This is a genomic window from Magnetococcales bacterium (assembly GCA_015228815.1).
Classification (GTDB): Bacteria; Pseudomonadota; Magnetococcia; order Magnetococcales; family UBA8363; genus UBA8363.
Window position 1 is genome coordinate 13,784 of the sequence record JADGCV010000013.1, and the last position, 25,291, is coordinate 39,074.

The following is a 25,291-nucleotide window of genomic DNA, read 5'->3' on the forward strand; positions in this document are numbered from 1 at the left end:
GCAGTGTTGGTGGTAACCGCGAGAAAAAAGAGTTTGTTTCGGAAGGCTGGGCTGGTTTACAGTCGAAACTGGGGAGGCGCGGGGTCTGACCAGGGGATCGGGGGATGATCCGACAAGGAGAAGGGGATGTGGCGCAACAGCGAAGACCGTTACGGAACGCTGGCCCGTCTGTGGCATTGGGTGATGTTTGCGCTCCTGGTGGGGATGATCGTTCTGGGGTTGTGGATGACGGGATTGACCTATGGCGATCCCTGGTATCATCGGGCCCCGGCGTTGCATGAAGGATTGGGAATCATGACGTTCGTGGCGTTTGCCCTGCGTCTGTCCTGGCGGTTTTTCGATCCGCCGCCGCCCCTTTCCTGTGGGATTCCACGGTGGCAACGGCTGCTGGCCCATGGGACCCATTGGGTCCTTTATGCGCTCATGGGGGTCATTCCGGTGAGCGGCTATTTGATCACGACGGCCCGGGGAGAGGGGGTGGCGGTTTTTGGCTGGTTTTCCATTCCCGCGCTCTTTCCGTCACGTCCGGGGATGGAGGACCTGGCGGGATCGGTCCATCTGGTTTTGGCCCTTGCCCTGGCCGGTTTGGCTCTGATGCACGCCACCGCTGCCGTGAAACATCATGTCATCGATCGGGACGATACCCTTGTCCGCATGGTTCCCTTTCTCGAATTTCCTGAAAAACATCGTCCCACCAGCAAGGAGGAACGCTCATGACGATCCAGAACATCACAGGCAAGGCGCAATGGCTTTCTGTCCTGGTCTTGGCCCTATCCATGAATTTCATGATCGTTTCCCGCGCCGGGGCCGTCGTCTACGACATCGATCCGGCCCATTCGTTCGTCGAATTCCGGATTCTTCACCTTGGATTCAGTGTTCTCAAGGGACGATTCAATACGGTCCGGGGGGTGTTCGAATATGATGACAAGAATGCGGCAACCGCGTCCATTCAGGTCGAGATCGAAACCGCAAGCCTCGACAGCAATCATGCCAAAAGGGACAAGCATTTGCGTGGAGAGGATTTTCTTGATGTGGAGCGGTTTCCACTGGCCACATTCAAGAGCGTTTCCTACAAGGAATCGGGCCGAGAAGGCATCGTGACCGGTGATCTGACCCTCCATGGCGTCACGAAACGGGTCGAGATTCCGGTGATGTTCATCGGCGCCGGCGCCGATCCGTGGGGGGGACAACGGCGTGGCTACGAGGGGCGTTTGGAGATCCGTCGTGCCGACTTCGGGGTGAGCCACAATCTGGGGCCGGCGGCGGAAAACATGACCCTGGAGTTCTTTGTCGAGGGGGTGGCCCGCAAGTGACGGCGTCGCGGTTTTGGATCGATCAGGGTGAGAGGCTCCAGGGTTTGGGGCGGCTCGAAGAGGCAGCGGAATGTTTTGTCCGGGCCTTGTCGATGGATCCCGGAAATCCGGGGGCCTTGTCCGGACTGGGCGTTGTCCGGCTGCATCAGGGGCGGCCCGATCTGGCCATCGAGGTATTGGATCTTCTGGTGCGCCGCAATTCCGGAGACTTGGCGGCCCTTTTCAATCTGGGGTTGGCATACCATCAATTGGATCGTCTCGATCACGCGGAGGAATGTTATCTCCGGATTTTGCAAAAGAACCCTGATGATCCCGGATCCCTGACCAATCTGGGGGCGATCCGGCAACGCCAGGGACGCCTGGAGGAGGCCCTTTCCTGTTATCGGCGGGTCTTGGGGATTCGGCCCGATGCGGTCAATACCCTGTGCAACCTCGGGGCGCTCCTGATGGAACGGGGGGAACTCGACGAGGCGGAGGAACGATTGCGTGCGGTCGTGCGTCTCGTGCCCGATCATCCCGAGGTGCGATGCAATCTGGGCCATGTCCTGCGGCGCAAGGGACGGCGGGAGGAGGCCATCGCGGCGTTTTCCCGGGCCTTGACCTTGCGTCCTGGCATGCCCGAAGCCTTGTCGGGGTGGGGGATGGTCCTGCTGGAGTCCGGGCGGGTCGGGGAGGCCATGGACACATTTCGTCAGGCCCTTCAAATCCGTCCCGATTTTCATGAAGCCCTGTCCAATATGGGCAACGCCTGTCAGGAGATGGGACGGCTGGACGAGGCCATCGATCATTATCGCCAGGCGCTCGCCATCCAGCCGCGCAACCACGAAGCCCTGACCAACATGGGGGTCGCCAGGCACAAACAGGGGCAGATGGACGCGGCACGCTCCCTGTTGCTCCAGGCGTTGGCCGTGCGGCCCGATCATCCCGAGGCGCTGATCAATCTGGGGGTGATCCAACACAAGACCGCGGACATCGAGGCGGCCATCGACAGTTACCGCCGTGCCCTGAAGGGGCGTCCCGATCATCCCGAGACCCTGTCCAATCTTGGCAACGCCTTGCAGGACCTGAAACGATTGCCCGAGGCGGTCGATTGTTACGAGCGGGCGATCCGTCGCCAACCGGATCATGCCGAGACCTGGTCCAACCTGGGCAACGCCCGCAGGCTTCAGGGACAGCTGGACCAGGCCATGGTCTGTCATCGTCGGGCCATCGCATTGAAACCCGATTATCCCGAAGCGTTTTCCAATCTTGGCGTCGTCCTCATGGATCTGGGACGCCACGAGGAGGCCAAGGTTGCCTTTCGTCGCGCCCGCGACCTGCGGTCCGATTTTGCCGATGCCTGGTTCAATGAAGGTCTGCTGCATCTTTTGACCGGTTCATTCCGCGAGGGGTGGCGGGGTTATGAATGGCGCTGGCGCATGGAAGGGTTTGGCCGTCATCCGCACGACCAGCCGCAATGGGACGGTTCTCCCCTGGAGGGGCAGTCGATCCTGGTCCACTGTGAACAGGGGTTCGGCGACAGCATTCAATTCATCCGCTACGTTCCAAGGGTTCAAGAGGCTGGAGGCCGGGTGACCCTTCTGTGTCCGCGTTCCCTGGCGCGATTGTTCCAAAGCGCCCCGGGCATCGATTCCCTGGTGGTCCAGACCGAGCCGCTTGAACGCTGTGACCTTCAGATTCCCCTGCAAAGCCTTCCCGGCCTGTTTGGCACCGATGCGACCTCCATTCCCGCAACCGTTCCCTACCTGAAGGCCGAAGCAGTGGCGGTCGCGACCTGGGGTCGGCGTCTGGCCGATTTTTCCGGGGTCAAGGTCGGAATCGCCTGGCGCGGCAACCCAGGCCACCGCAACGACCACAACCGTTCTCTCGACTGCCACACCTTCGCCCCTCTGCTCGAACGACCGGGAATCACATTCTTCAACCTTCAGAAAGAGGCCAGGCCGGAAGAACTCGAATGCCTCCGGTCTCATGGCGCCGTGGTCGATTGTGCCTCCGACCTGACCGACTTCGCCGAAACCGCCGCCCTCATGGCCCATCTGGATTTGGTGATCTCGGTCGATACTTCGGTGATCCACCTTGCCGGCAGCCTGGGTCGTCCTGCCTGGCTCCTTCTTCCCTTCAGTCCCGATTGGCGCTGGCTCCTGGAGCGTGACGACAGTCCCTGGTACCCAAGTCTTACCCTGGTGCGCCAACCCGCTCCGCGGGATTGGCGAGGAGTGATCCAAACGGTCCGGGAACGTCTGGAATTCGAGGAGAATAAAATACTCGAAAGAAAAAAGAGGACATGATGGATGGCCTACAGGGAGGTGATCATTATGTTTCCCATGGGCAGTCGGTGTATTTTTTTGGTTGCAAAATTTTTTTAATTACTGTTTGGCAATGTCTCCTTTTTGGTTTATGATCAGATCCTGATAAACGCCGACTGTGTGGAAACTGTCCCACAACGGACTGTCTGGATCAACTCATGATCCTTGGTCGCCTTCAGTTCAAGATCAACGTTTTTTCTGGGAGGACAACATGAGAAAGACTCTTGGCACTCTGGCCACGGCTGCCCTGCTGTTCGGGGCCTCCGCAATGACCGCCGACGATGCTTCGGCATGGTGGGGTGGACCCGGTTGGGGTGGACCGGGCTACAACAACTGGAACGACAACTGGAACAACAACTGGCTGGGTAACGGCAATGGCCGCGCCTCGGGCAACTTCGGGTTCAACATGAGCGGTGATGCCGCCGGTTCGGGCAACAACGGTTGGAACAACGGTTGGAACAATGGCTGGAACAATGGCTGGTATCCCGGATACGGCTATGGTCCGGGTTGGGGTGGCTATGGTCCGGGTTGGGGTGGCTATGGTCCGGGCTGGGGTGGCTATGGTCCGGGCTGGGGTGGCTATGGTCCGGGTTGGGGTGGTCCGGCGGCGGATGCCGGGCAGGCCAACAAAGCCGACGATGGGAAAAAATAACCGTTCCTCCGCGGCCTTGCCGGGTGGCGTGACGCCTGGGCGAAGGACGACCTCATCCGATGTCATTTTTCCGGGAGCTGTGACAAGCTCCCTTTTTTTTCGCTTTGGATCCCGGAGCGGGCGAGGAATCATTGTGCGGATGATGGGTGTTTCATGAGTTCGGGACTTCGGTTTTCGCTGGTGTTTGTGGTCCTGGTTCTGCTGGTTCTTGGCGTGCGGTTTCTTGTTACCGGAGAATTCGCGGCGTTTTCCGACTGGGAACAGGTGGCCTCGGCCCTTTTTTCGATCACCATCGTCGGTTGGATGCTGTCCGGAAGCCGTTGGCGGGGGCTGGGGACGATGTTGCGGCGGACGGTGCCGTGGTTGGTGCTCGTGTTTGCATTGTTTGGCGGATATGTGTTTCGTCGGGATCTGGCGGCGGTCGGGCAGCGGTTGATGGGGGCCTTGCTGCCGCATGCGGGAATCGAGGAACAGCGGGGAAGCATCCGTTTTGTCCGCTCTTCCGATGGTCATTTTCACATTCAGGGACGGATTAACGGCGTGGGTGTGTTGTTTCTCGCCGATACCGGCGCCAGCGACATCATCCTCGACCGCAGGACGGCGGCCCGGGTTGGCATCGATGTGAACCGGTTGCGGTTCTCCAGGATTTATGAGACCGCCAATGGCCAGGTCCGGGGGGCGCCGGTTCGGCTGGATCGGTTGACGTTGGGATCCCTCGATCTGGAACGCCTGCCCGCCAGCGTCAATGAATCTCCCATGGCGCAACCGTTGCTCGGCATGAGTTTTTTCAATCGTCTCGACGGGTTCGAGGTCCGCGACGATACATTGACCCTTCACTGGAAGACCCCTTGAGCGACAGTTCTTTACACCGACCGGACATCTATTTCCGTCATGGCCATTTGTCGGATTTGCGCCGAACCTGCACGGAAAAACCATCACTGATGGCATGGTGTTTTTTCAACCCATCGACTATCATCAGGATCGAAAGCGAAATTTGCGGTGATGCGCCCCGGACGGGAACGGTTTCGTGGATCCATGAACGTTCCGTCTTGATGAACAGGCCATCCTTGTCACCAGCCAGGGGTTTGCGGTGATCATTTCGGTAATGAATCAAAAAGGGGGGTGCGGCAAGACGACCATCGCCGTCAATCTGGCGGCGGTATTGAAAAAAGGGGGATACGACACCATCATCCTGGATGCCGATCCGCAATTGTCGGCCAGCCGCTGGGCCGGACAGGGGGGGGAGGGGTTTCCCCTGGAGGTGCGCCCATTGGACATGACCCGGGGGGCGCCCACGGTCAAAAGCGACATTCAGGCGTTGGCCGGGACGGTGGACATCATCGTCATCGACTGTCCGCCCGAACTGCGGGAGCCGGCGATGCTCGCCTCGCTTCTGGCGGATGTGGTGCTGGTGCCGGTGACGCCGTCGCCGTTGGACATTTGGGCGGCGGAGGCGGCAACGGATCTGGCGCATGATGCACGGGAACTCAATGGCAACGACAAACCGGTGGTGGTATTGGTCCCTTCCAAGACCAACACCAAGACGGTCATCGCCAAGGACCTGGGCCAGGCCCTGGCCACGATGAAAGGGCGGGTGTCTCCGGTGGGGATCGTGCAGCGGGTCGTCCTGGCCGAATGCGTCATCGCCGGCAGCACCATCGATCGTTATGCCCCGACCTCTCCGGCCCTTAGGGAAATGGAAGCGTTGGGACAATTCGTCCTTCAATTCAGGCAATCATGAGGAGTCTCGGGCATGCCGCCAAGAGCCACGCTGGCCAAACTCAAGAAGCAGTTGGACGCATCCGGAAAAACGGGCGTCGAAGTTGCCGGGGGGGCACGAGGCGCGTCCGTTTCCGCCCTGGAACAACGTCTCCTTGGCGTGGAATTGCGTCTGGAAGAGGCGTTGCGTCACCTTCCCGCGACGCCTGTCGTTGCCTCGGACCATGAGGTCCGTCTGGCCGATGTCGAGCGACTTCTCGCTGAACTGAAGGAGGGTCTCCACGCTTTGGGTTCCGGGGTCTCTCCGGCGACCGCGGAGCGGTTTCTGGTCATCGAAAAACATCTTGGTGATTTGAACCGGACGTTTCAGTCCTTTTCCACTGCCGACGTGGAACGGCGGCTCGGGACCATCGAGGAACGGATGGGGGACATGAGTCGTGCCATGGATGCGGTCTCGACCGCCGACGTGGAACGGCGTCTGGTCGCGGTAGAGCGTTATCTGGGAGAGGTGGCGCGGCAGCATGAAGCGCAGGTCTTGGTCGATGCCGCGCGGCGTCTGGAAACGATTGAAAAACGTCTTGGCGAAATGACCCGATCGTTGGATGCGATTTCCCGGACTGAAGTCGAGCCACGCCTGGCGGCAGTGGAACAACGGGTGGATCAACTCAAGGACACTCCGGTCGTTCCTGTCGCTTCCGCCTCGTCCCAGGGGATGAGTCCTCCCGAATTGTTGCTTCGGATGTGGTTTGCCCCTTTGACATTTCTGTGGAGTTTGAATCAGTCGATGCGGGTCGAGCCGAACAATCGTCGCTGAGTCTTCCTGGCGAAAGATCGATTTTTTCCGTTACGATCAAAGCCCCGAGTCGCCCATGTTGCGGCTACCATAGACCCCCGGATCGGCCACCGGTTCACAGCCCCTGGGGGGCAGATAGTAGCCTGTCAGGTCCGGGAGGGGAATCGTCAGGCCAATCCCCTGACACACGGAAGCCAGAAGAGGATGATAATGGGGAACGCGAAGGACACGAATGCCGCGCCGCGCCGCATGATCCGCGGCAAAATCCAGGAGCGGAATCAGGTTCTTCCTTTCCGGCGGCGCGGACCAGAGATCCTGAGCCAGATAATGCTCGGAATCGGGCCAATCGTTTGTCCTGCGACGGGTAAACAGACCAAAGGCCAACAGTTCCTCGCCCCGTTGGTGGGCCAGAAGGTCGATGGTCCCACCAACGGGGTTGCCGTGCAGATACCACTCCAGGTCACGGGCCGCCCGCACGTTGGTCAGCGAAAAGTTGTGTCGCGTCCGTTGCCACAATCGATCAAATTCGGGACCGATGGTCGTGACACGCAACCGTTTGCCCGCGCCCCTGGATCCCATGCCCAAACGCCATCGATGTTGCACATACCGTTCCAAGGCCCGCCCCGCTCCCTGCCATCGACCATTGTTCATGATTTCCGGGCACCAATGGCCATGGATTCGCAAAACATCCTTCATTCCTTGCCAATACGTCGTTGCCGACGCGGGACGGATCAACAGAGTCTGTGTCGTCATGGCGCGGGAAAAATGAACGAAAGGAACCCGTTGCAACATGAGTTCCACTTCCCGGGTCGGGGTGGTGTTGAACAGAGGATAGTCCTGGGCCTGGGTCATCAGGAACACAAACATGCGCATGCTGTGACTGCGCCATTCGGGAAGGACGCGCCAGCAGGACATGTTGGCCGCCAATCGTTCCTCCCCGTTCCACTGCACCCGGGTGGGAATCAAGGCAAACAGTCCGCCCACGTTTCCCGCCGCGTCAAGCAGGCATCCCCTGGGAAAACCAGAGGTGAAGGCAGGGTTGTCCTCCCACCAGAAACGAAAGCGCCGCAACCAGAATTCAACCGGACGCAACTCCCCGGGAAAGGCCGCGCAAAACCGAGCGAGCCTGAGACTGTCATCGGCCATGATGGGACGGAGGAGATCCTTCATGGGAGTCACTTCATGCCTGAATCAACGATCGCCACATTCAATCCTGGTCCTCAAGCCCCTGCAACGAAATCATGGCCATGCGATCACGATGAATCACTTCCGGATCACCGAGAAAACCCAGAATTGATTCGAATTCATGGCTGTGTCGTCCGGCGATCCGTTCAAGCTCGGCGGAGGCATAGTTGACCTGGCCCTTGGCGATACGGTTTCCCGCGGGATCGAGGCAAAAAACGGCATCACCCCGATCGAATTCTCCCGCGACGGCAACGATTCCCCGAGCCAGAAGGCTCTTTCCCTTGCCAAGTGCCGTCACGGCGCCGGCATCGAGGGTCAGTTCGCCCCGGGCCAGACGGGAATTGGCCAGCCAGCGCTTGTGCGCATTGAGCGGCTCGGCAACAGGAAGAAACAAGGTCCCCACCGGTTGCCCCCGGAATACCCCGAGAATCGGATCCGTGGCAAAACCGTTGGTCAAAACCATCGGACAGCCGCTGAAAGCGGCCATCCTGGCCGCCTTGAGCTTGGTGATCATTCCTCCCAACCCCACCTGGGAACCACTCCCCCCCGCCAGTTTTTCCACCTCCGGCGTGACCTCGGTGACCAGGGAAATGGGACGGGCCCCGGGATTCAGTCGGGGGTCGGCATCGTAAAGACCATCGACATCCGTCAACAAAATCAACAAATCAGCCCCGACCAGATCGGCGACATTGGCCGACAAGGTATCGTTGTCGCCAAATTTGATCTGCTCGACCATGACGGTATCGTTTTCATTGACGATGGGGACCAGACCGAAGTCGAGAAGCGTCTTGAGGGTATCGCGCGCGTTGAGATAACGACGGCGATTTTCGACATCGTCCCGGGTCAGGAGAACCTGCGCGGTATGAATGCCGTGGGCGGCGAAAACCGATTCGTAACATTCCATGAGGATTGCCTGCCCTGCGGCGGCGGCGGCCTGTTTTTCCCGCAAAAGTTTGGGCCGGGCCGCAAGTCCCAATCGCGGATACCCCGCCGCCACCGCCCCCGAGGTGACAATCGCCACCCGCCGTCCCTGACGGATCAGATGCACAAGTTCCCGACCCCGGGCAGCGATCCAATCCCGATTCAGGCCATTGCCCGCAAGCGTCAAAAGATTCGATCCGATCTTGACCACCACCATCCTGGACGCATGAACCGTCGCCCAGGCGCGTTGGGCCAAGACATCGGTATCAGGGGACCCAGACACATTCCACTCCTTCATCCTCGGAGCGATGGTCTTCGTCTTCATGCCCGTCGTCGCCGTCGGAGACGAAAGAAACCCGCGACACACCCGCCCGGGTCGGGGCATCCGCCAAGGGTTGGCCGGCATTCCGTTCGGGATCGGCCTCCTGGGCGCCACGGACACGACCCGCAAGCCGCCCCAACCATTCCTCAAGCCCCATCCCGGTGACACTGGAAAGGGTCGTGACCACTTCTCCTTGTTTCTTCAACCGTCTTTCCAAACGCAGACGCCGCGATTCGTCCACCAGAAGGTCCCCCTTGCTGATGACGATCCATCGTGGCTTGGCCGCCAGGGCAGGCGAATAGGCGGCCAATTCCTGTTCGATGAGGCGCAGATTGGTCACCGGATCGGAATCGTCCGTCGGCTCTGCCTCCACCAGATGAACCAGGATGCGGCATCGCTCCACATGCTTGAGGAACAGATGTCCCAACCCCGCCCCCTCGTGGGCCCCTTCGATCAAGCCGGGAATGTCGGCGACGACGAAACTAAACTCATCGTATCGAACAACGCCAAGATTTGGGGTCAGCGTAGTAAACGGATAATCGGCAATTTTGGGACGGGCCGCCGAGATTCGCGAGATCAGGGTCGATTTGCCGGCGTTGGGAAGACCGATGAGACCGACATCCGCCAGGAGCTTGAGTTCCAGACGCAACGTCCGCTCCTCCCCAGGCCAGCCGGGATCGCTGCGCCGCGGCGCTTGATTGGTGGATGTCTTGAAATGACTGTTGCCGCGTCCGCCGTCACCGCCTCGGGCAGCCAGGTATTGCTGTTCCGGGTGTTGCAGATCGCACAGAAGATCACCGGTGATTTCATCCCGCACCAACGTCCCGACCGGCACCCGCACGATGACAGGATCCGCGGAGGGACCGGTGCGATTTTTGCCCATTCCGGCGGTGCCGTTGCGTGCCGTCAGATGGGGGCGGTACCGATGATCGATCAGGGTGTTGAGCTGGGGGTCGGCCAGGAGAATGACATCACCGCCACGCCCCCCGTCGCCACCGTCGGGACCGCCGTAGGGGATGAACTTTTCGCGGCGAAAGGAAACGGCCCCAGGGCCGCCATCGCCGGAACGCACATAAATTTTCACTTCATCCAGAAAGCGCATGGATCACGTCGGGCCATGGATAACGGTTGCGGGAAACCGGAAGAGAACAAATCGCAAATACACGCAAAGGCAGGCCCAGACCCTGCCCCCATTCCGACCAACAAAACCCTCGGAATGGGGATGGCCAAACAGGTCAACGATGTCAACGCCTGAAGTCAGGCGGGATTGACAATGACAAAATGCCGATTGTTGCGCCAAAGGAAGGAGACCTTTCCTTCGACCAGGGCAAAGAGGGTATGGTCCCGACCGATACCGACGCCATCGCCAGGGAACATGCGGGTACCGCGTTGCCGGACGATGATGTTGCCCGGAATGACCGCCTCGCCACCAAATTTTTTGACGCCCAGGCGCCGTCCCTCGGAGTCGCGTCCGTTACGGGTCGAGCCGCCCGCCTTCTTGTGTGCCATGATTCATGCTCCCTTCAAGCGTGGGCCGGCATCGGCCTGAAAATGGAACCGAAAAAAAACAGGGTCGAAAAACCTCGTGCCGCAATCGTTTATTGGATCGCGGTGATCTTGAGTTCGGTCAGGTCCTGGCGATGACCTTGATGCCGGCGATAATTTTTGCGCCGTCTTTTCTTGAAGACCAGGATTTTCTTGGCGCGCACCTGCTGCATGATGCGCCCGGTCACCTGAACCGAAGCGACGGCACTGCCGGTCCGTGGTCCATCCGCATCGGAAAGGAGGATCACATCCGGAAGGGTGACATCGTCCCCCTTTTCACCCGGGAGGGTCTCGACCCGCAGGATGTCATTGACCGCGACCTTGTATTGTTTGCCGCCTGTGCGGACGATTGCATACGTTTGGGCATTCATTTTTGGATGTTCCTCCCGGTCGGACAGCGCATCCGCCCGCCGTGTGTGCATGTGAACAGTGTGCATGTAAAAAAACGTGCGTGTCAATTAAGAGTGCCAGCCATCTCATGATCCCAGGGATCCCCACGGTCCCCGCGAAGCCCGACCGGCGCGGGAAACTTCCGGTCAACCAACAAGCCCCGATCTGCCTTGCTCACGCCTCAACCAGAACCGCGCAAGCTATTACGAACGCACCTGAAAAGTCAAGATCCATCGTTGCTCCAGGCCTCCGTTCCCCATTTTTTTCGTTTTCCGGATGCGATCGACCCGCCCCGGGGAACTTTTTTCCCGATACCGGTTACCCAGTGATCAAGACCGCTTCGAACGAATGGGAAAGGTACCGTTGGAGCCAAATCGCGGAACACAAGGGACTAAGGATAACCAGGGAGAACGGCAATGAAAAGGACTGGAGTATGGCTGGCGATGACGGCGGCCATGGGCATGATGGTCAACTCCGGTGTGGTCTGGGCAGGCAGCATCGATCCCCTCGGAGGGATGATCACCGGTGCATTGGTTGGATCGGTGTTCGGTCCGGACAAAAAACATCGGACGAAAAACGCCCTGATCGGCGCCGTGGCGGGGGCTTTCCTGGGAAGCCAGGTCTCTTATGCCCAGGATCAGTCCGCCTCCGGGACCGGTTACGCTTATGTCGGCGGCTACCGCGGCGATGACGATGATTGGGATCGTCGCCACCATGATCGTCGCCATCACCGCCACCACCACCATACCACCACCATCATCGAACGGGTTCCCAGCCAGCAAACGGTCGTGGTGACGCCGCGCTACGATGACGAAGAGACGGTCGTCGTCACACGGTATGGCAATACCAAGGTGATCGTCGTCGATCCGCCGGAGACCCGGAGCTACATTCATGTGACCCCCGCGCCACGCGGATACACCAATTTCGGTTACGGCGCCTACACCACCTCCAGTTCCTACTGATCGTCATAGTTTACCACGGATCGAGGGGAGCCATCTCCCTTCGATCACGGGTATCCCGATCGCATCAACACTATTTGTGGATGGTGGGATGAACCGGTCAACCCGGCGTCGTGAAGCCAAACTTGCCAAACGGACCGCGGTCGTCAGGATGGATGGGCCGTCCGTGGTGGAACTCCTGAATCAGGCCCGTGCGCATCGGCACGAGGGGCAATGGGAGGAGGCCTTCGCGGTGTACCGGGCCATTTTGCGGCGTTTTCCCGATCATTCCGAGGCATGGCATGATCTGGGGCTGGCATTTTCCACCCAGGGGCGCGTCACCGAGGCCATTCCCTGTTTTTCCCGGGCCGGACAATTGGCCCCCCACCAAACCGAACCCCTGCTGCACCTGGGACGCTCCTGGCAACTTCTGGGGCGCATCGATGAGGCGATGGGCTGTTTCCAGGAGATTGTCCGCCTGGACCCGGGTCATTTCGAGGCCTGGTTCCATCTGGGCAATCTTCTGTTGCTCGGCGGGCGGCTCGAAGAGGCGGTCTCGGGCTACCGGCAGGCGCTCGAAATCCAAAAGGATTCACTCGAGGCCCGGGTCAATCTGGGCAGCGCCTGCCTCAAACTGGGCCTCTGGGACGAAGCGGTGGCGCATCTGGGGACGGCCTGGAAACTGGCGCCACACGAACCGGTGATCGGGACCAATCTGGGAACCGCCTTGCATCAGATGGGCAACAGCGATGAGGCATTTGCCGTTTGGCGCGCGGTATTGACAAAACATCGCGATTTCCCGGATGCCCTGCTCAACCTGGGTCTTGCGGCTCAGGAACGGGATCGCTTCGAAGAAGGGCAAAACGCCCTTCTTCGGGTACTCGAAGTCCGGCCCGGATGCGCCGAGGCGATGACGGGTCTGGGAATCATGGCGCACAGGCGCGGAGAATTCACCCAGGCCCTGGAATGGTTCGATGCGGCCCTGAAACATTCACCCGACCTGGCGCTGGCCCATTACAACAAAAGCCTCACCCTCCTCCTGACAGGCGATCTGGCCAGAGGCTGGCGCAAATATGAATGGCGCTGGCGGACCGAGGGGTTCCCCCGCCCTGGTTTTTCCGCGCCCCCCTGGAACGGCGGGTCGGCTGTCGGAAAGACGATTCTTCTCCATTGCGAGCAGGGGTTTGGCGACAGCATTCAGTTTGTCCGATTTGCCCCCCAGGTCGTCTCGCGAGGGGGGCGGGTGCTCCTTTTGTGTCCACCCCGGTTGCATCGTTTGTTCAAAACCGCTTCCGGAATCGACACCCTTGTGTCCCGATCCGAGGGGCCTTTGGAATGTGACGCGCACATTCCGTTGATGAGCCTTCCCGGCAGAATGGACATTGCGTGTGCTACCCTGTCCGGAGTCATTCCCTACCTGTCGGCGGCGGCGGATGATGTGGCACGGTTTGAAGAACCGTTGCAAAAGATTTCAGGTCTCAAGGTTGGCGTGGCATGGCGGGGTCATCCCAAACACGTCAATGACCGCAACCGCTCCATCGATCCGGAATTGTTGCGCGAACTGTTCGCCATCGAAGGCTGTTCGTTCATCACGCTGCAACAGGAACTGACCTCCCGCGAGCAGGAACTCGTCTCCGCCAACGATCGTATATACCCCCTGGGCCTCGGGCTGGAGGATTTCGCGGTAACGGCGGGATTGCTGTCCCAACTGGATCTGATCATCAGCGTCGATACGGCGGTCGCCCATCTGGCCGGGGCGATGGGGCGGAAATGTTGGCTTTTGTTGCCGAAAGTCCCCGACTGGCGTTGGCTGCTCGACCGGAGCGATTCACCCTGGTATCCCACCCTGAAACTCTTCCGGCAAACCGAAACGACCACATGGGAACCGGTCCTGCGCCAAATCACAAGCGAACTCAATACATTGCTTGCGTTCGGCGTCGGTTTGCCCAGACCGTGACCGACGGAAGGGCGCCGTGGAAGTGAATGCCTCCTGGCGTTTCCATGATCTCAGCCGCCATGCAAAACGCCATCGTCACCAGGTACGTGGGACAAACGTTTTCTCATTGGCCAGCCTGACGCTGTCGCCGGACTGGACGATGACGAACAGCCCTTCATTCATGGCGAATCGATCGACATCCTTATCGATCAGGATGCCGGCCACGGCGCCCATGACCCGTGCGCCACCTTCGCCTTCATAGAACTCCTTGTATTCACGCACCCGCTTCAGATGATCACGGACATCCTCGGCGGTCAGACGACTCTTGACTTCCACCAGGACCACGCTGTCGGTGTTGTCCACCAACAGGTCAATCTCCATGCGCCGGCGACCGTCCAGGCTCATGGCCTTGACCCGAGGCGCAACACGATGCACGGGAACGCCCCGCTCGGCAAACAGGGTCTCGCAGGCCGGAGCGACGATGCCTTCGACGAACTCACCCCATCGACTGCCCAGGTTGCCAATCTGCTGGCTGATCTCCTTGATCTTGCGGTCGGTTTCCTTCATCTGCCGATCGGTTTCCTTCATCTGCCGGTCGGTTTCCTTCATCTGCCGATCGGTTTCCTTCATCTGCCGATCGGTTTCCCTTATTTGCACGGAAACTTCCCTGATCTGCTGGTAGGTTTCCTGGATTTTTCGGTCCAATTCCGCTCTTTCCTCCTTGATTTTGCGGTCGGTTTCTCTCATTTGAGCGGAAACTTCCTTGATCTGCTGGCCGGTTTCCTTGATTTCGCGGTCCAATTCCGCTCTCCGTTCACGATCCTCCTGGACCATTTCCTGGAACATTTTCCAGATATCATCAAAAGTCAAGGCCTGCGACATCACGACATCTCCCGTTGACGGTGTTTGTTGACTACAGTCGCCCCTGTCCATCCCGTATCATGGATCTCATTTTTCAACGTTTGGCGTCAAGGCGATAGAGCAGCCAATCATGGAGCGGGGAAAATCCATGTGCCTGGTAAAATGAACGGGCGGCTTCATTCCACGACAGCACGTTGACATCCAGGCGACAACACCCTTTTTCCAGGGCCAATCGTGTGACTTCCGCAAGCATCGCCTTGCCGATGCCACGGCCACGCATCCCGGCGTTCACATGAAAATCGTGGACGGTCAACGTTGGCGCTCCGGCCCAACTGGAATAGGCGTGCAGCAGGGTCACCATGCCGTGAACAATCCCATCCTCTTCCGCCAGCAATACCGTAAGAGGCGCATTTTCCCTGAAAAAATCCCGGCGGACGACCTCTTCGGTCACAGCCACGGTCTCCAGGGAACGCTCGAATTCGGCAAGTCGGCGAATCATCGCGACGATCACGGCGGCATCCTCGATTGTGGCGGGCCGAATGTTCACGCCTGCCTCGACGGGGCGGTAAACAAGCACAAGACACTGGTAAAACCATGAAGACAGGTTTTTCCATGAATGGGGCCGATTTCGCCATTGCAGAAAAATCCCCCCATGGGGACGGAACCGAGTTTTTCCTGGAATATCCGGGCGTCATGGTGGGAAAGACCGAAAAAATCACGGCCACGACCCAGGCAGGTGAACATGAGGGCACCGGCGGGGAAAGGACGATCCTTGAAGTTGAATACATGCCGATCAATAAGCGTTTCCAACTCAAGATGCGCCGCCAAGGGATCCCGCAGATGAAACTGCACCGCCTGATAGGGATGAAGATGGCCGTTGATGGCCAGATGACCATTCTCCGGTTCGCCGCCCTTGATGCGTCGAATGAGAAAATCACCCTGTTGCAAGGTATTTCCCTCGGGAGTCACGGCAATTCCAAGGGTCAGGGCATGCTGAAACAATTCCTGGTCCGGTTCGGACAATTCATTGAAAATCTGGCGCAAAACATCGATCGGATTTTGATTGTCGAGCGAAAGAATCAGATGTTTCCGACTCGCGGTGACAAAATAGGGTTGGCCTATGGGACGGCACCCCGGACTGACGATGGTATCGATCCGAATGGCCCCGGCCAGACAAACCCCCGCCAATCCCGATTGATAAATGCCATCATCAACCAACAGAAAATGATCGCCCCCCTTTTGCCCACCGCTGACGTGTCCGCCAACCTTGATCCCATCGGGGAATTCATCGTCCAGGACCTCAAGAAAGTTTTCCGTGTTGAACGTGAACGGATCGGAAAGGAGAATGAAATGAGGCGTTGCGCCAGAAATGGCCCCATGCGGCAATCCCAGGGCATCGACAACCCCGCGGGCATCGGCAAAGGCCCGTGGAACGATGTGAAATGGATGAAGGATGACATCGGGCAGGTGGGCCAGGGTGATGGAAACCGCCTTCTTCCGCTCCAGCTCCATACCCTGGCCAACGACACCGCCACACGAACAGCCAATCCAGTGTTGCGGCTTGAGACACGTCGGAATCAGGCGTGACAGGGCAGTGACCTCCTCTCGCGCATAGCCGCTGAAGAAAAGAAGCGCCAAATGCGGCTGCGTACCGGAGAACCGACGGGAAAAATATTGCGCCGCATCCGCCATTCCCTGTTCGATGCCCCCCGCGACCGAATCATCGGTGAGAACCCAGGTTTCCCATTTCATGAAATTCTCCCGGTCACGATGGCTCGAGCCACCAAGGAGCCTTTGCTCCAGCCCATGATTTCCGACCCGAACCTTTCCCATCGATACATGAAAAAAGCGGGCCGAAAAAATCGGCCCGCTCGATCGACTGCCATGAATTCATCCGATCATTTGATCGGATCCAGTTGTACACGACGGTTCGCGGCGCGGCCCTGGGGCGACACATTGTCGGCAACGGGTTTATCCTTGCCATAACCAACCGTGGTGATCCGGGCCTTGGCGACCCCCTTGCCCACCAGGTAGGCTCGAACCGCTTCGGCCCGTTTTTCCGACAGTTTTTGATTGTATCGACGGCTGCCGGTGGTATCGGTGTGGCCTTGAATCTCGACCTTCATGGAGGGATTCTTGTTCAACACGCCGAGGACGCCATCCAGAAGCGGAAAATCGACAGCCTTGATGACCGCCTTGTCGATGTCGAAGTGAAGGTTTTCCAAAACCCAGCATCCGACATGATTGACACTGGCCCCCTTGGGCGTTCCGGGACACTTGTCGGCATCATCCACGACGCCATCGCCATCCGAATCGACCGGAGGAAGGGGAACCGGACAGCCCTTGGCATCGACCTGGGTGCCACGCGGCGTTCCAGGACATTGATCGAGGCCATCGACAACCCCATCGCCATCGGAATCCAGAGGACACCCCCTGGCATCGACCGGAAAGCCCTTCGGCGTGTTGGGACATTGATCCTTGTCGTCGGTGACGCCGTCGCCATCGCTGTCCATCTCGGTGCGTTCACAAAAATAGCATTGGGTTCCGGCAACGCCGACGGTTTTTTTTCCCGCCTGGGGATGCCACTGTTTGAATCCGCCATATTGCCACCCCTCGGGGACGGTCGGGGCGGTACACGCGGTCAACGCCAGGGTGAGCAGCCCCACCGTGGCCAAAGCCGCCATTCTGAATATCTTCATCATTTGCTCCTTTTGATAATGGATATATCGCAGGTCACGATTCCAGCAAACTGTTTGAAAGCCTCCACTGTATCACACTTTTACCTTAATATTGACCTCATGCCAACCATCAATAATCGAATCAATCCTTCGGGAACCCCAGATTACCGCAAACATCCAATGACAAGGACACCATCCGCGCCCCCGAGGGCATTCCGGGTTGCCGACCGGTGGCATTGGAAAAAAAATGGATGCCTCATCAAATTGTTACCCCCTTCGGAAAATGAAATCCACCCGCTTGGGCAAACTGTTGTTTACTTCCCTGTTTTTTGCGGATATTGTTTTTCCATGGGGTGGCACCGCGACCTCGGACACGATCGACTCGGACACATGGAACGGATACGATGGGCACTGTCAATTGTTGGGAAGTCAAACGTTGTGGATTCGACAAGGCGGGTCCAGGGGATACGGTGTGTCCCGCGGTGACCTGGGAAGAGGCGGACGGATTCCTGGGGGGACGAAACGGAGGACGGGCCTGCTTCTTCATTCCCGGGACATTCTGCGGCAAGGATGGGCCCTGTTCGACCCGGGACAAGGCGGAAATCTGCGTTCAGTGCCGTTTTTTTCACGATCTCAAGGAAAACTACGGCGCGGCCTTCAATGCGGCCAACTTTCGTCGGTTCGTCAAGAATTCCGCCGCCAGAACGTTCGTCTGACCGTTATCTTTCTCCTTTCCCCCATGGATTTCCGATTGGTTTTACATTAGCATTCCTCGACGGGAACCGAAGACGACCCGGACATGTCCATGATGTGGGAAGCGTGGGCGTTTCCCGAAGGACAACGGGAAAGGAAATCGGACATGAAAATCAATATTGGCGGCATCGACCGCGCGGTGCGTGTCGTGGCGGGGGTGGTGCTTATCTCTTTTGTCTATGTCGGACCGCAGTCGGTGTTGGGATGGTTGGGGCTCGTCCCTCTGGTTTCGAGCGTGTTTCGCGTCTGTCCGTTCTATCTTCTTTTCGGTATCGATACCTGCCGCATGTTCGGAGTCGATACCTGTTCCACCACGACCTGAAGGGGCTTGCGGGCCATCCATGGGGTCATGGCTGGATCCAACGTCAATCTTGTGGTTCAAGGATGCCGGCAAACCCCATGGAAAGGGTGATCGATCAACGAAAAATCGTCATCGCGGGCCGGGAAGAATCCGTTCAGATCGCCTTCGTCGGCAATCGCAAACGCATCTCGATCCGAATCGACGACGCGGGGGCGATCCAGGTGCGATGCCCCCCCGATGTCCCCCTCAAACAGGTGGAGGCGCTTCTTCATCGAGAAACCGACTGGCTCGACCGTCGCCTTGCCGATGTCCGGTCGAAAAACCTCGATCGAAGCAGGCTCGGTGAAGGAAGTCCCTTGCCTTTTCTTGGCGATTGCCTGACATTGCGCCTGGGAAACTGGGGACGGGGTACGGTTTTCCGCTGTGGCGATGACCTCTGGATCACAGGTGGCAACCCGGGATCGCCGGACCTGAATCTTGATATTCTCCGTCCCTTGGAACGATGGTATCGCCGGGTCGCCCAGGCCTACTTTCGACGGCGTCTCGACCATTGGTCACGCATCATGGAAACCCCCTACAACGATCTTCATGTACGGGGACAAAAAACCCGCTGGGGCAGTTGTTCCGGTCGTGGCAACATCAATCTTAACTGGCGGTTGATGTGGGCCGACCCGCGGGTTGCGGACTATGTGGTGGTCCACGAACTGAGTCACCGGCGTCACATGAACCATTCTCCTGCCTTTTGGGATCTGGTTCGGCGCCATTTTCCCGACTTCATGGAGTGCCGCGGGCGTTTGCGGAACATCAATTCCCCCTGGTAACCCTGATCCGTGGCCGTCATCGAAACAATGTTTCGCCCCTTCCGTTTTCCGTCCCACGGATGGCATGGTTGCGATGGAAACAACATTCAAGGTCTCTCCCAGATCCAAATTTCTCCCCATCTTTCTCCTTCTTCTGGGAATCGCCCTGTCCAACATCTATTGGGCCTATGCCACCGCCGAAAAAAAAGAGTTTTCCCGCCGCTATTTCGACCAGGTGACCGAAAACGCCTGGGACATGATGAACAAAAGGCTGTTCCTCCAGGAAAACCTTTCACGGGCGGTCAGTGGCCTGTTCACGACCTCCGATGCCATTTCCACGGTGGAATGGAACCGCTTTCTGGATGCCATGGATTGGGAAGTGCGCTACCCGGGCCTCCAGGAAATCGCCTTCGTGGTACCGGTGACCGAAGAAGAACGGGAACGGTTCGAACGGCGCATGCAATTTCCCTTCAGTCCCTACTTTCGCGTCGAGAGCGAGGAAAAAAGAGATGATTATTTTGTCGTCACCTTTCACCGCGCCTTGAATCCACAGCAGGTATTCTACAAGGCTGGAACCGATCTTGGCTCGGAAAAAGGGCGAAGAGAAGCGGCCCGGCAATCGCGAGACTGGGGCCGACCGGTATTTTCTCCGTTATTGATCCGCCGGATCGGCAACGAAAACCGCTGGGACCTGCTTTATTTCTATCCGGTCTATCGCCCAGGGCGGGGACTGGCCACCGTCAAGGAGCGGCGGTCGGCCTTGTTCGGTTGGATCGCCACGGTTTACGACGCCCGCAAACTTTTCGAGTCCCTCTATGGCAGCGTCCATGTCGATATTCGTGCTTCGGTGTTCGATGGCCTGTTGATGTCGGGCAACGCCAAAATCTACGATACCCACCCCGAAATGCCCATGGACCGTTCACCCCTCGAATGGGTCCGGATGGTGCAATCGACCTCGGGCCAGGGAGGATGGACCGTTCGTTTCTCGCCCAGTCCGATGTTTTTGGAAAACGATCAATCCCGGGCGAGCATCACGATTCCGGTGGCGGGATTCGTGATCAGCGTCGCCATCGCGCTCGCCTCGTGGGTATTGATTTCGGGACGGGAACGGGCCATGGAAGAGGCGTTGCAGATTACCCGCCGTCTGGGGGTGAGCGAGGAACGATTCATGCGAATCGTCCTTTATGCCCCGATTCCCGTCATGATCCATTCCGCCGTCGATGGTCGGATCATCCAGGCCAATCAGCGCTGGCTTGAACTTTCGGGACAACGCCGGGATCAGAAGCTGTCGGTCGCGGATTGGGTCGATCGAATCTGCCCCGAGGAACGGCGGGCGGCGGTGATGAATCTCCTGGGACCGCCCTTTCCCGCCGACAATCCCCTGAAGGAGGGGGAACTGACCTTGTATCCCATGGAAGGGGGCCCGCGTGTGTGGATGGTCCGTTCGCGGCCCCTGGATCATTCGGCGGTCGAGGGGGGGATGATTATCAGCATGGGTATGGACATCACCGAACTCAAAGCCACCGAATCCTCCCTGGTCCAGGCAAAAAGAGAGGCGGAAGCGGCCAATCTGGCCAAAAGCGAATTTCTGGCGACCATGAGCCATGAAATACGCACGCCGATGAATGCGATCGTCGGCATGGCCGAGGTGCTGGAAGAAACCCCCCTGACCCCGGAACAACGTGAATATGTGGCCGTGTTTCGCCGCGCCGGCGACAACCTGCTCGAATTGATCAACGATATTCTCGACCTGTCCAAGGTCGAGGCGGGACGGATGGAGCTGGATCGGGTCCCCTTCTCGCTGAAGGACCTTCTGCGACGTCTCATGGACATCATGATCCATCGCGCCCGGGAAAAAGGATTGGCGCTGGAACTGGAAGTTGCCAGTGGCACCCCCGACGGTTTGGTGGGTGATCCGAAACGATTGCGTCAGGTATTGATCAATCTGACGGGAAACGCGATCAAGTTTACCCATGAAGGGACGGTTTCCATTCATGTGGAAAAAAACGCCGGACACCCCGAACCGGGGGCGTTGATGTTCTGTGTCGAGGATACCGGCATCGGCATCCCGCGTGACAAGCATGAACGCATCTTCGAATCCTTCACCCAGGCCGACACCTCCACCACCCGCGAATATGGCGGAACGGGGCTTGGATTGGCGATCACGCGGCGGCTGGTGAATCTCATGAAGGGAGACATTCACGTCACTTCGGCGCCGGGACAGGGGAGCGTTTTTTGTTTCACGGCGATCTTCGACGCGGTGGGCGCACAAGATCCCTTGCCGTCGCCCGGACGTGGCCATGGACGCGGGGACCTTGCGGGACGCCGGATCCTGCTGGTCGAGGCCCAACCCGATCACCGTCTGGTCCTGACGCGATTGATCGAGGGACTGGGAGGAAACGTGGTGGCGGTGGACCAGTCGGAGTTGGCTTTGACGGTGTTGGCGGAGCAGAAAAAACAGGGGGCCAACGTGGATGTCGTCCTCCTTCCCCCCCCCCCGGGACCGATGGACCTGTTGGAAAGCGTGCAAAACTTTCGCACCGAGGCCAATCGCCCCGATCTTCCGGCGGTGGTCATCAGTTCCTATCAACAACAGGGGGACCTGGCCCGGGGGCGGCAGTTGAACATTGGATTGTTGTTGCGACCGGTCAAGGGAGAGGAATTGTTGGAAGTCCTGCATTCGGTCCTGGAGGGCAGCCCCAGGGAACAGGGAACACCTCAACCGGTCGATGGAACCCTGCACAAGGATGCAACCTTGACAGGACACTCGGACCGGTGTCGTATCCTCCTGGTGGACGATTCCGAGGACAACATCCTGTTGATCCAGGCGTTCTTGAAAAAGACCACCCATCAGGTGACCGTGGTGCAAAATGGCAAGGACGCGGTGACGGCAGTCCAGGAGGGAACCTTCGATCTGGTGTTGATGGATGTCCAGATGCCGATCATGGACGGCTATACCGCGACCCGCCTCATTCGCCAGTGGGAGCGGGAACAACAACGGCCTCCCATCGTCATCATCGCCCTGACGGCCCATGCCTTCGCCGAAAACGAACGCCAATCCCTCGACGCGGGATGTACCGCCCACCTCACCAAACCAATCACCAAACCAAGGCTTCTGGAGGCAATTTCAAGGTATGCTCCGGAAAATAATGGAAATATTCCCGCTTGATAAATATTGTTTGTAACTACCCAGGTACCTCCCGGTTCGAGATTATTGATCAGCCTCCTTTTTTTGCCTGGATCAACGCGATCAAATCGCCAACCTCGGCCACCGAAACGAGTTCGGCCAAGCTGAACCGAATGTCGAATTCCTGTTCCGTCGCGGTGATCAGGGCCATGTGACTGATGCTGTCCCAGGAGGGAATGTCCTCCATGCGGGTTGTTTCGGTGAGTTTGAGGGTATCATCGCCGAAGGCCTGCCGGAACATGGGCTGGAGGCGATGCAACAACGATTCGATGGACATGTCCATGGACTCCGGGAAAAGGGAACAATGGTCACAGGCGCGGGATCAACGTGACGATCGACCTTCCATGTCGTGGGTTCCCGCGCGCACCTGTGCCGGCCAATGATCGGGATTGATGCCAAATTGGGCCAGAAAGGCGAAGGCCAGCCGTTCCAGGCCCAGACCGATGCAACCGGAGTGGGCCGGACTGCCATCGGCCAGTGAAATTTCGACGCCACGGCCAAAAAAGTCGATATGATAATTGCGCGAGCCGATACTCAAGGTTTCATTCTTGAACGGCAGGAGTGCGCGGTATTCATATTTCAACTCGTAGATCTGTTGGAAACCCGATTGGCTGCCGAATTCCCGGATGAAGAACGGATCGTTGGCGTTTTCGAGGCGATAGGCCAGTCCAAGTTCCTGAAGAAACGCGCTTGTTTTTTGCCCGGCTCCGGTCAGCAGCTCTTTCACCTCCCGGCTGGAACCGACGAAAATCACCTCCCACATGGTAAAGTTCCATAACCGTTCCAGAGAGTGCATGTTGATGGATTCATAACGGAAACAATTTCCATGAGCGGTGGCGATCATGGGTTTTTCTCCCAGGGTTCGACCCGAGAGCATTAAATAGAAGTTGTGACAGACCGTCGGCGAAAGAAGGTTTTGCACTCTGGAGAAGGAGCCATGCGGTTGAAACAGTGTATTCTCGGTGCAGCGGGTTTCGCGGGCGAATCGTTCGATGATGTCCAGGTCTTCCTTGAGATGGGCGACGAATCCCAACGAATGGGGAAAATTTTTGAAATAGTGAATTTTTTCCAGGAACCTCGCCGGGATCATGGCGGGAAAACGATACACCTGTCCGCCCACGGACATTCCCAGGGCGAACAATCGTTCCTCGAAGTACCGGCACAGAGAGGCAACCCTCGGTCCCAGGGAATACATTCCATCACCCGTTTGAAAAACGTGTCCGCCATCCATCAGTGCGCCCATGGGGTCCTGGGCATGACGAAGCGGCTGGTCCATTCGATCTTCAAGAATCTTGACCGGAGGTTCGCGGGTGGTCGTCACCAGGAGGGTCAGGGTTCGTTGCACCTTGTCCAGCAGGGACAGCCGTTCCTGGTCCTCGGGGGTCCGCCGCAGTCGGAAGAGCAGGGTGTCACCGTCATGCCAACGGACATGCGCCACCAGAGGATCCACATAGGCCAGTTTGGCGATGATCTCCTGTTTCAGGAATCGGGGGACCGTGATGGCGGGCTGAATGATACATGTCGGTTCGGACATGGGGCTTCTCCTTGAGAATCTGTTTTCAGTAGGGTCCGGGCGTATCCAAGCAGGTCATCGAGATGGGTGGTGATGATGGCGATGGTGATGGGGAGTTGCAGGGTCTGGTAGTCGTGTACCGCGATGTTGCGGAAACCCACCATGGGTTTGAGTTTCCCGGCCATTTCCCGGGTAATCCATCCGCCTCTGGCCAGCAGTTCGAACACATCCCGCGCCCCCTGGGGAACGCCCAGCCGTTCCCGTCGTACCAAATGCTGTCCCAGGTCCAGGGCTGCCTCGCAGGCGCGTTGTATGTTCAGGATGGCGGCATCCTGGCGGGTGAAGTCGCTGGCGAAGGTTTCGGGATGTTTGGCATATTCCTCGCGGGCGCGGGCGACCGCACGTTCGATGAGGGCGGCCTTGTTGATCAACACCTCATCGACCATGGATGGTTCCTTCCCGTTGGATGATGGCCATGAGCGGGGCGCGGGCCTCGTCCAGGGCGGTTTTTTCGCTGAGAATGAAACTTTCGTAGAGGAGGGCGCGATGGTCTTTGGTCCAGATCCTCTGGCCGGTGGTGATGATGTGGTACTGCATCACCGTGCTGGCGGCGCGCAGATCCAGAAGATCGACCGGACAGCCGGCAATGTCGGCCAGTTCGCCCGCCAGTCGCCACAGAATCACCGCATCGAGCTTGCCCATGACCAGTATCCCCAGGTCAAGGTCGCTCTCCGGACCGGCGTCGCCACGGATACGGCTGCCGAAGGCATACAGCGCCAGCAGTTCCGGAAGGCAACTCCTCAGACATTCGATCAAGCGGGTCCAGTCCATGTTTCGGAAAAAGAAACCTTGAAAGAAAAAAGGGGGACCGAAGGGATCGTTCCCAGGGTTGGTTTTGCCCGCAGGGCATCGTGGTTCATTGGTCGAACCGTGTTCCGGGCATGAAAAAATGGAACCAGGAACCACCATGGGCCGACGGGGTGATCCGTCGCAGGGATGAATTTCAGGTTCGACCCTGATTCGGGCCGGCCCGGGCTTCTGGACCAACCGCGGCTTTCTCGTGCGGAAACCGGACGAGAAAGCCCCTCGGTTGCGAAATCGCCGGCGGTTGACCCGGTTCATACCTTTCTGTTCGGTTCCTGGTCCATGACTCATGAGTCATTTGCTTCAAGGACGGT

The 25,291-nt window shown here is 58.5% G+C and carries 26 protein-coding genes; 13 read left to right on the top strand and 13 right to left on the bottom strand.

Translation table 11 applies throughout. From position 1 onward, the window contains the following. Nucleotides 1-126 precede the first annotated feature (126 nt). From HQL76_07285 to HQL76_07315, 7 genes are all read left to right on the top strand, one after another. Nucleotides 127-717, top strand: coding sequence for a cytochrome b (locus tag HQL76_07285; GenBank protein ID MBF0108959.1), 591 nt, complete (start codon nucleotides 127-129; stop codon nucleotides 715-717). After that, nucleotides 714-1,313 (top strand): YceI family protein, encoded by a 600-nt coding sequence (locus HQL76_07290; protein MBF0108960.1) that lies wholly within the window; start codon nucleotides 714-716, stop codon nucleotides 1,311-1,313. Before HQL76_07285 ends, HQL76_07290 begins: the two co-directional genes overlap by 4 nt. After that, nucleotides 1,310-3,601, top strand: a complete 2,292-nt coding sequence (locus HQL76_07295) for a tetratricopeptide repeat protein (GenBank protein ID MBF0108961.1) — start codon at nucleotides 1,310-1,312, stop codon at nucleotides 3,599-3,601. Before HQL76_07290 ends, HQL76_07295 begins: the two co-directional genes overlap by 4 nt. 229 nt (nucleotides 3,602-3,830) lie before the next feature. Next, nucleotides 3,831-4,271, top strand: coding sequence for a hypothetical protein (locus HQL76_07300; GenBank protein MBF0108962.1), 441 nt, complete (start codon nucleotides 3,831-3,833; stop codon nucleotides 4,269-4,271). A 153-nt stretch (nucleotides 4,272-4,424) separates the two neighbouring features. After that, a complete protein-coding gene (locus HQL76_07305; GenBank protein ID MBF0108963.1) occupies nucleotides 4,425-5,123 on the top strand; it encodes a TIGR02281 family clan AA aspartic protease in 699 nt (232 codons plus the stop codon). Between the two features lie 238 nt (nucleotides 5,124-5,361). Beyond that, nucleotides 5,362-6,012, top strand: a complete 651-nt coding sequence (locus HQL76_07310; protein ID MBF0108964.1) for an AAA family ATPase — start codon at nucleotides 5,362-5,364, stop codon at nucleotides 6,010-6,012. Between the two features lie 12 nt (nucleotides 6,013-6,024). After that, nucleotides 6,025-6,804: a hypothetical protein gene (locus HQL76_07315; GenBank protein ID MBF0108965.1), complete on the top strand. Its 780-nt coding sequence runs from the start codon at nucleotides 6,025-6,027 to the stop codon at nucleotides 6,802-6,804. A 36-nt stretch (nucleotides 6,805-6,840) separates the two neighbouring features. On the opposite strand, the gene HQL76_07320 is transcribed toward HQL76_07315, so the two are convergent. The 5 genes from HQL76_07320 to rplU all read right to left on the bottom strand — a co-directional run bounded on the left by HQL76_07320 (nucleotide 6,841) and on the right by rplU (nucleotide 11,127). After that, nucleotides 6,841-7,953, bottom strand: a complete 1,113-nt coding sequence (locus HQL76_07320; GenBank protein ID MBF0108966.1) for a hypothetical protein — start codon at nucleotides 7,951-7,953, stop codon at nucleotides 6,841-6,843. 37 nt (nucleotides 7,954-7,990) lie between these two features. Further along, complete coding sequence (gene proB / locus HQL76_07325; protein ID MBF0108967.1) at nucleotides 7,991-9,187, bottom strand: glutamate 5-kinase; 1,197 nt, start codon at nucleotides 9,185-9,187, stop codon at nucleotides 7,991-7,993. After that, nucleotides 9,156-10,313 carry a GTPase ObgE gene (gene obgE, locus HQL76_07330; GenBank protein ID MBF0108968.1) on the bottom strand — a complete coding sequence of 386 codons (1,158 nt, stop codon included), beginning with the start codon at nucleotides 10,311-10,313 and terminating at the stop codon, nucleotides 9,156-9,158. Before obgE ends, proB begins: the two co-directional genes overlap by 32 nt. 155 nt (nucleotides 10,314-10,468) lie before the next feature. Beyond that, nucleotides 10,469-10,720 carry a 50S ribosomal protein L27 gene (gene rpmA, locus HQL76_07335; GenBank protein MBF0108969.1) on the bottom strand — a complete coding sequence of 84 codons (252 nt, stop codon included), beginning with the start codon at nucleotides 10,718-10,720 and terminating at the stop codon, nucleotides 10,469-10,471. Nucleotides 10,721-10,809: 89 nt separating this feature from the next. Continuing rightward, a complete protein-coding gene (gene rplU / locus HQL76_07340) occupies nucleotides 10,810-11,127 on the bottom strand; it encodes a 50S ribosomal protein L21 (protein MBF0108970.1) in 318 nt (105 codons plus the stop codon). A 435-nt stretch (nucleotides 11,128-11,562) separates the two neighbouring features. On the opposite strand from rplU, the gene HQL76_07345 reads away from it, so the two are divergent. Then, nucleotides 11,563-12,108, top strand: a complete 546-nt coding sequence (locus tag HQL76_07345; GenBank protein MBF0108971.1) for a glycine zipper 2TM domain-containing protein — start codon at nucleotides 11,563-11,565, stop codon at nucleotides 12,106-12,108. 88 nt (nucleotides 12,109-12,196) lie between these two features. Further along, nucleotides 12,197-14,041 carry a glycosyltransferase family protein gene (locus HQL76_07350; GenBank protein MBF0108972.1) on the top strand — a complete coding sequence of 615 codons (1,845 nt, stop codon included), beginning with the start codon at nucleotides 12,197-12,199 and terminating at the stop codon, nucleotides 14,039-14,041. A gap of 75 nt (nucleotides 14,042-14,116) precedes the next feature. On the opposite strand, the gene HQL76_07355 is transcribed toward HQL76_07350, so the two are convergent. The 4 genes from HQL76_07355 to HQL76_07370 all read right to left on the bottom strand — a co-directional run bounded on the left by HQL76_07355 (nucleotide 14,117) and on the right by HQL76_07370 (nucleotide 17,583). After that, the gene (locus HQL76_07355) at nucleotides 14,117-14,902 is read right to left on the bottom strand and encodes a hypothetical protein (GenBank protein MBF0108973.1); all 786 of its coding nucleotides are present in this window, start codon (nucleotides 14,900-14,902) and stop codon (nucleotides 14,117-14,119) included. A gap of 73 nt (nucleotides 14,903-14,975) precedes the next feature. Then, nucleotides 14,976-15,428 (bottom strand): GNAT family N-acetyltransferase, encoded by a 453-nt coding sequence (locus HQL76_07360; protein ID MBF0108974.1) that lies wholly within the window; start codon nucleotides 15,426-15,428, stop codon nucleotides 14,976-14,978. Further along, nucleotides 15,425-16,633 carry an FIST C-terminal domain-containing protein gene (locus tag HQL76_07365; GenBank protein MBF0108975.1) on the bottom strand — a complete coding sequence of 403 codons (1,209 nt, stop codon included), beginning with the start codon at nucleotides 16,631-16,633 and terminating at the stop codon, nucleotides 15,425-15,427. Before HQL76_07365 ends, HQL76_07360 begins: the two co-directional genes overlap by 4 nt. Nucleotides 16,634-16,779: 146 nt before the next feature. Further along, the gene (locus tag HQL76_07370) at nucleotides 16,780-17,583 is read right to left on the bottom strand and encodes an OmpA family protein (GenBank protein ID MBF0108976.1); all 804 of its coding nucleotides are present in this window, start codon (nucleotides 17,581-17,583) and stop codon (nucleotides 16,780-16,782) included. A 380-nt stretch (nucleotides 17,584-17,963) separates the two neighbouring features. Here HQL76_07370 and HQL76_07375 point away from each other — a divergent pair, with 380 nt between their 5' ends. The 4 genes from HQL76_07375 (at nucleotide 17,964) to HQL76_07390 (ending at nucleotide 22,582) form a co-directional block, all read left to right on the top strand. After that, entirely contained in the window at nucleotides 17,964-18,275 is a 312-nt protein-coding gene (locus HQL76_07375) for a hypothetical protein (protein ID MBF0108977.1), read from the top strand. 143 nt (nucleotides 18,276-18,418) lie between these two features. Then, the gene (locus tag HQL76_07380) at nucleotides 18,419-18,634 is read left to right on the top strand and encodes a DUF2892 domain-containing protein (protein ID MBF0108978.1); all 216 of its coding nucleotides are present in this window, start codon (nucleotides 18,419-18,421) and stop codon (nucleotides 18,632-18,634) included. A 77-nt stretch (nucleotides 18,635-18,711) separates the two neighbouring features. Next, entirely contained in the window at nucleotides 18,712-19,434 is a 723-nt protein-coding gene (locus HQL76_07385) for a M48 family metallopeptidase (protein MBF0108979.1), read from the top strand. A 73-nt stretch (nucleotides 19,435-19,507) separates the two neighbouring features. Then, nucleotides 19,508-22,582, top strand: coding sequence for a CHASE domain-containing protein (locus tag HQL76_07390; GenBank protein ID MBF0108980.1), 3,075 nt, complete (start codon nucleotides 19,508-19,510; stop codon nucleotides 22,580-22,582). 49 nt (nucleotides 22,583-22,631) lie between these two features. On the opposite strand, the gene HQL76_07395 is transcribed toward HQL76_07390, so the two are convergent. From HQL76_07395 to HQL76_07410, 4 genes are read right to left on the bottom strand one after another with little or no spacing between them, the layout of a single operon-like run. Next, nucleotides 22,632-22,877 (bottom strand): acyl carrier protein, encoded by a 246-nt coding sequence (locus HQL76_07395; protein MBF0108981.1) that lies wholly within the window; start codon nucleotides 22,875-22,877, stop codon nucleotides 22,632-22,634. Nucleotides 22,878-22,922: 45 nt separating this feature from the next. Continuing rightward, nucleotides 22,923-24,134, bottom strand: coding sequence for a hypothetical protein (locus tag HQL76_07400; protein MBF0108982.1), 1,212 nt, complete (start codon nucleotides 24,132-24,134; stop codon nucleotides 22,923-22,925). Beyond that, nucleotides 24,080-24,559, bottom strand: a complete 480-nt coding sequence (locus HQL76_07405; GenBank protein ID MBF0108983.1) for a DUF86 domain-containing protein — start codon at nucleotides 24,557-24,559, stop codon at nucleotides 24,080-24,082. The genes HQL76_07400 and HQL76_07405 overlap by 55 nt, the downstream gene beginning before the upstream one ends. Beyond that, entirely contained in the window at nucleotides 24,549-24,944 is a 396-nt protein-coding gene (locus tag HQL76_07410; GenBank protein MBF0108984.1) for a nucleotidyltransferase domain-containing protein, read from the bottom strand. The genes HQL76_07405 and HQL76_07410 overlap by 11 nt, the downstream gene beginning before the upstream one ends. Nucleotides 24,945-25,291 lie beyond the last annotated feature (347 nt).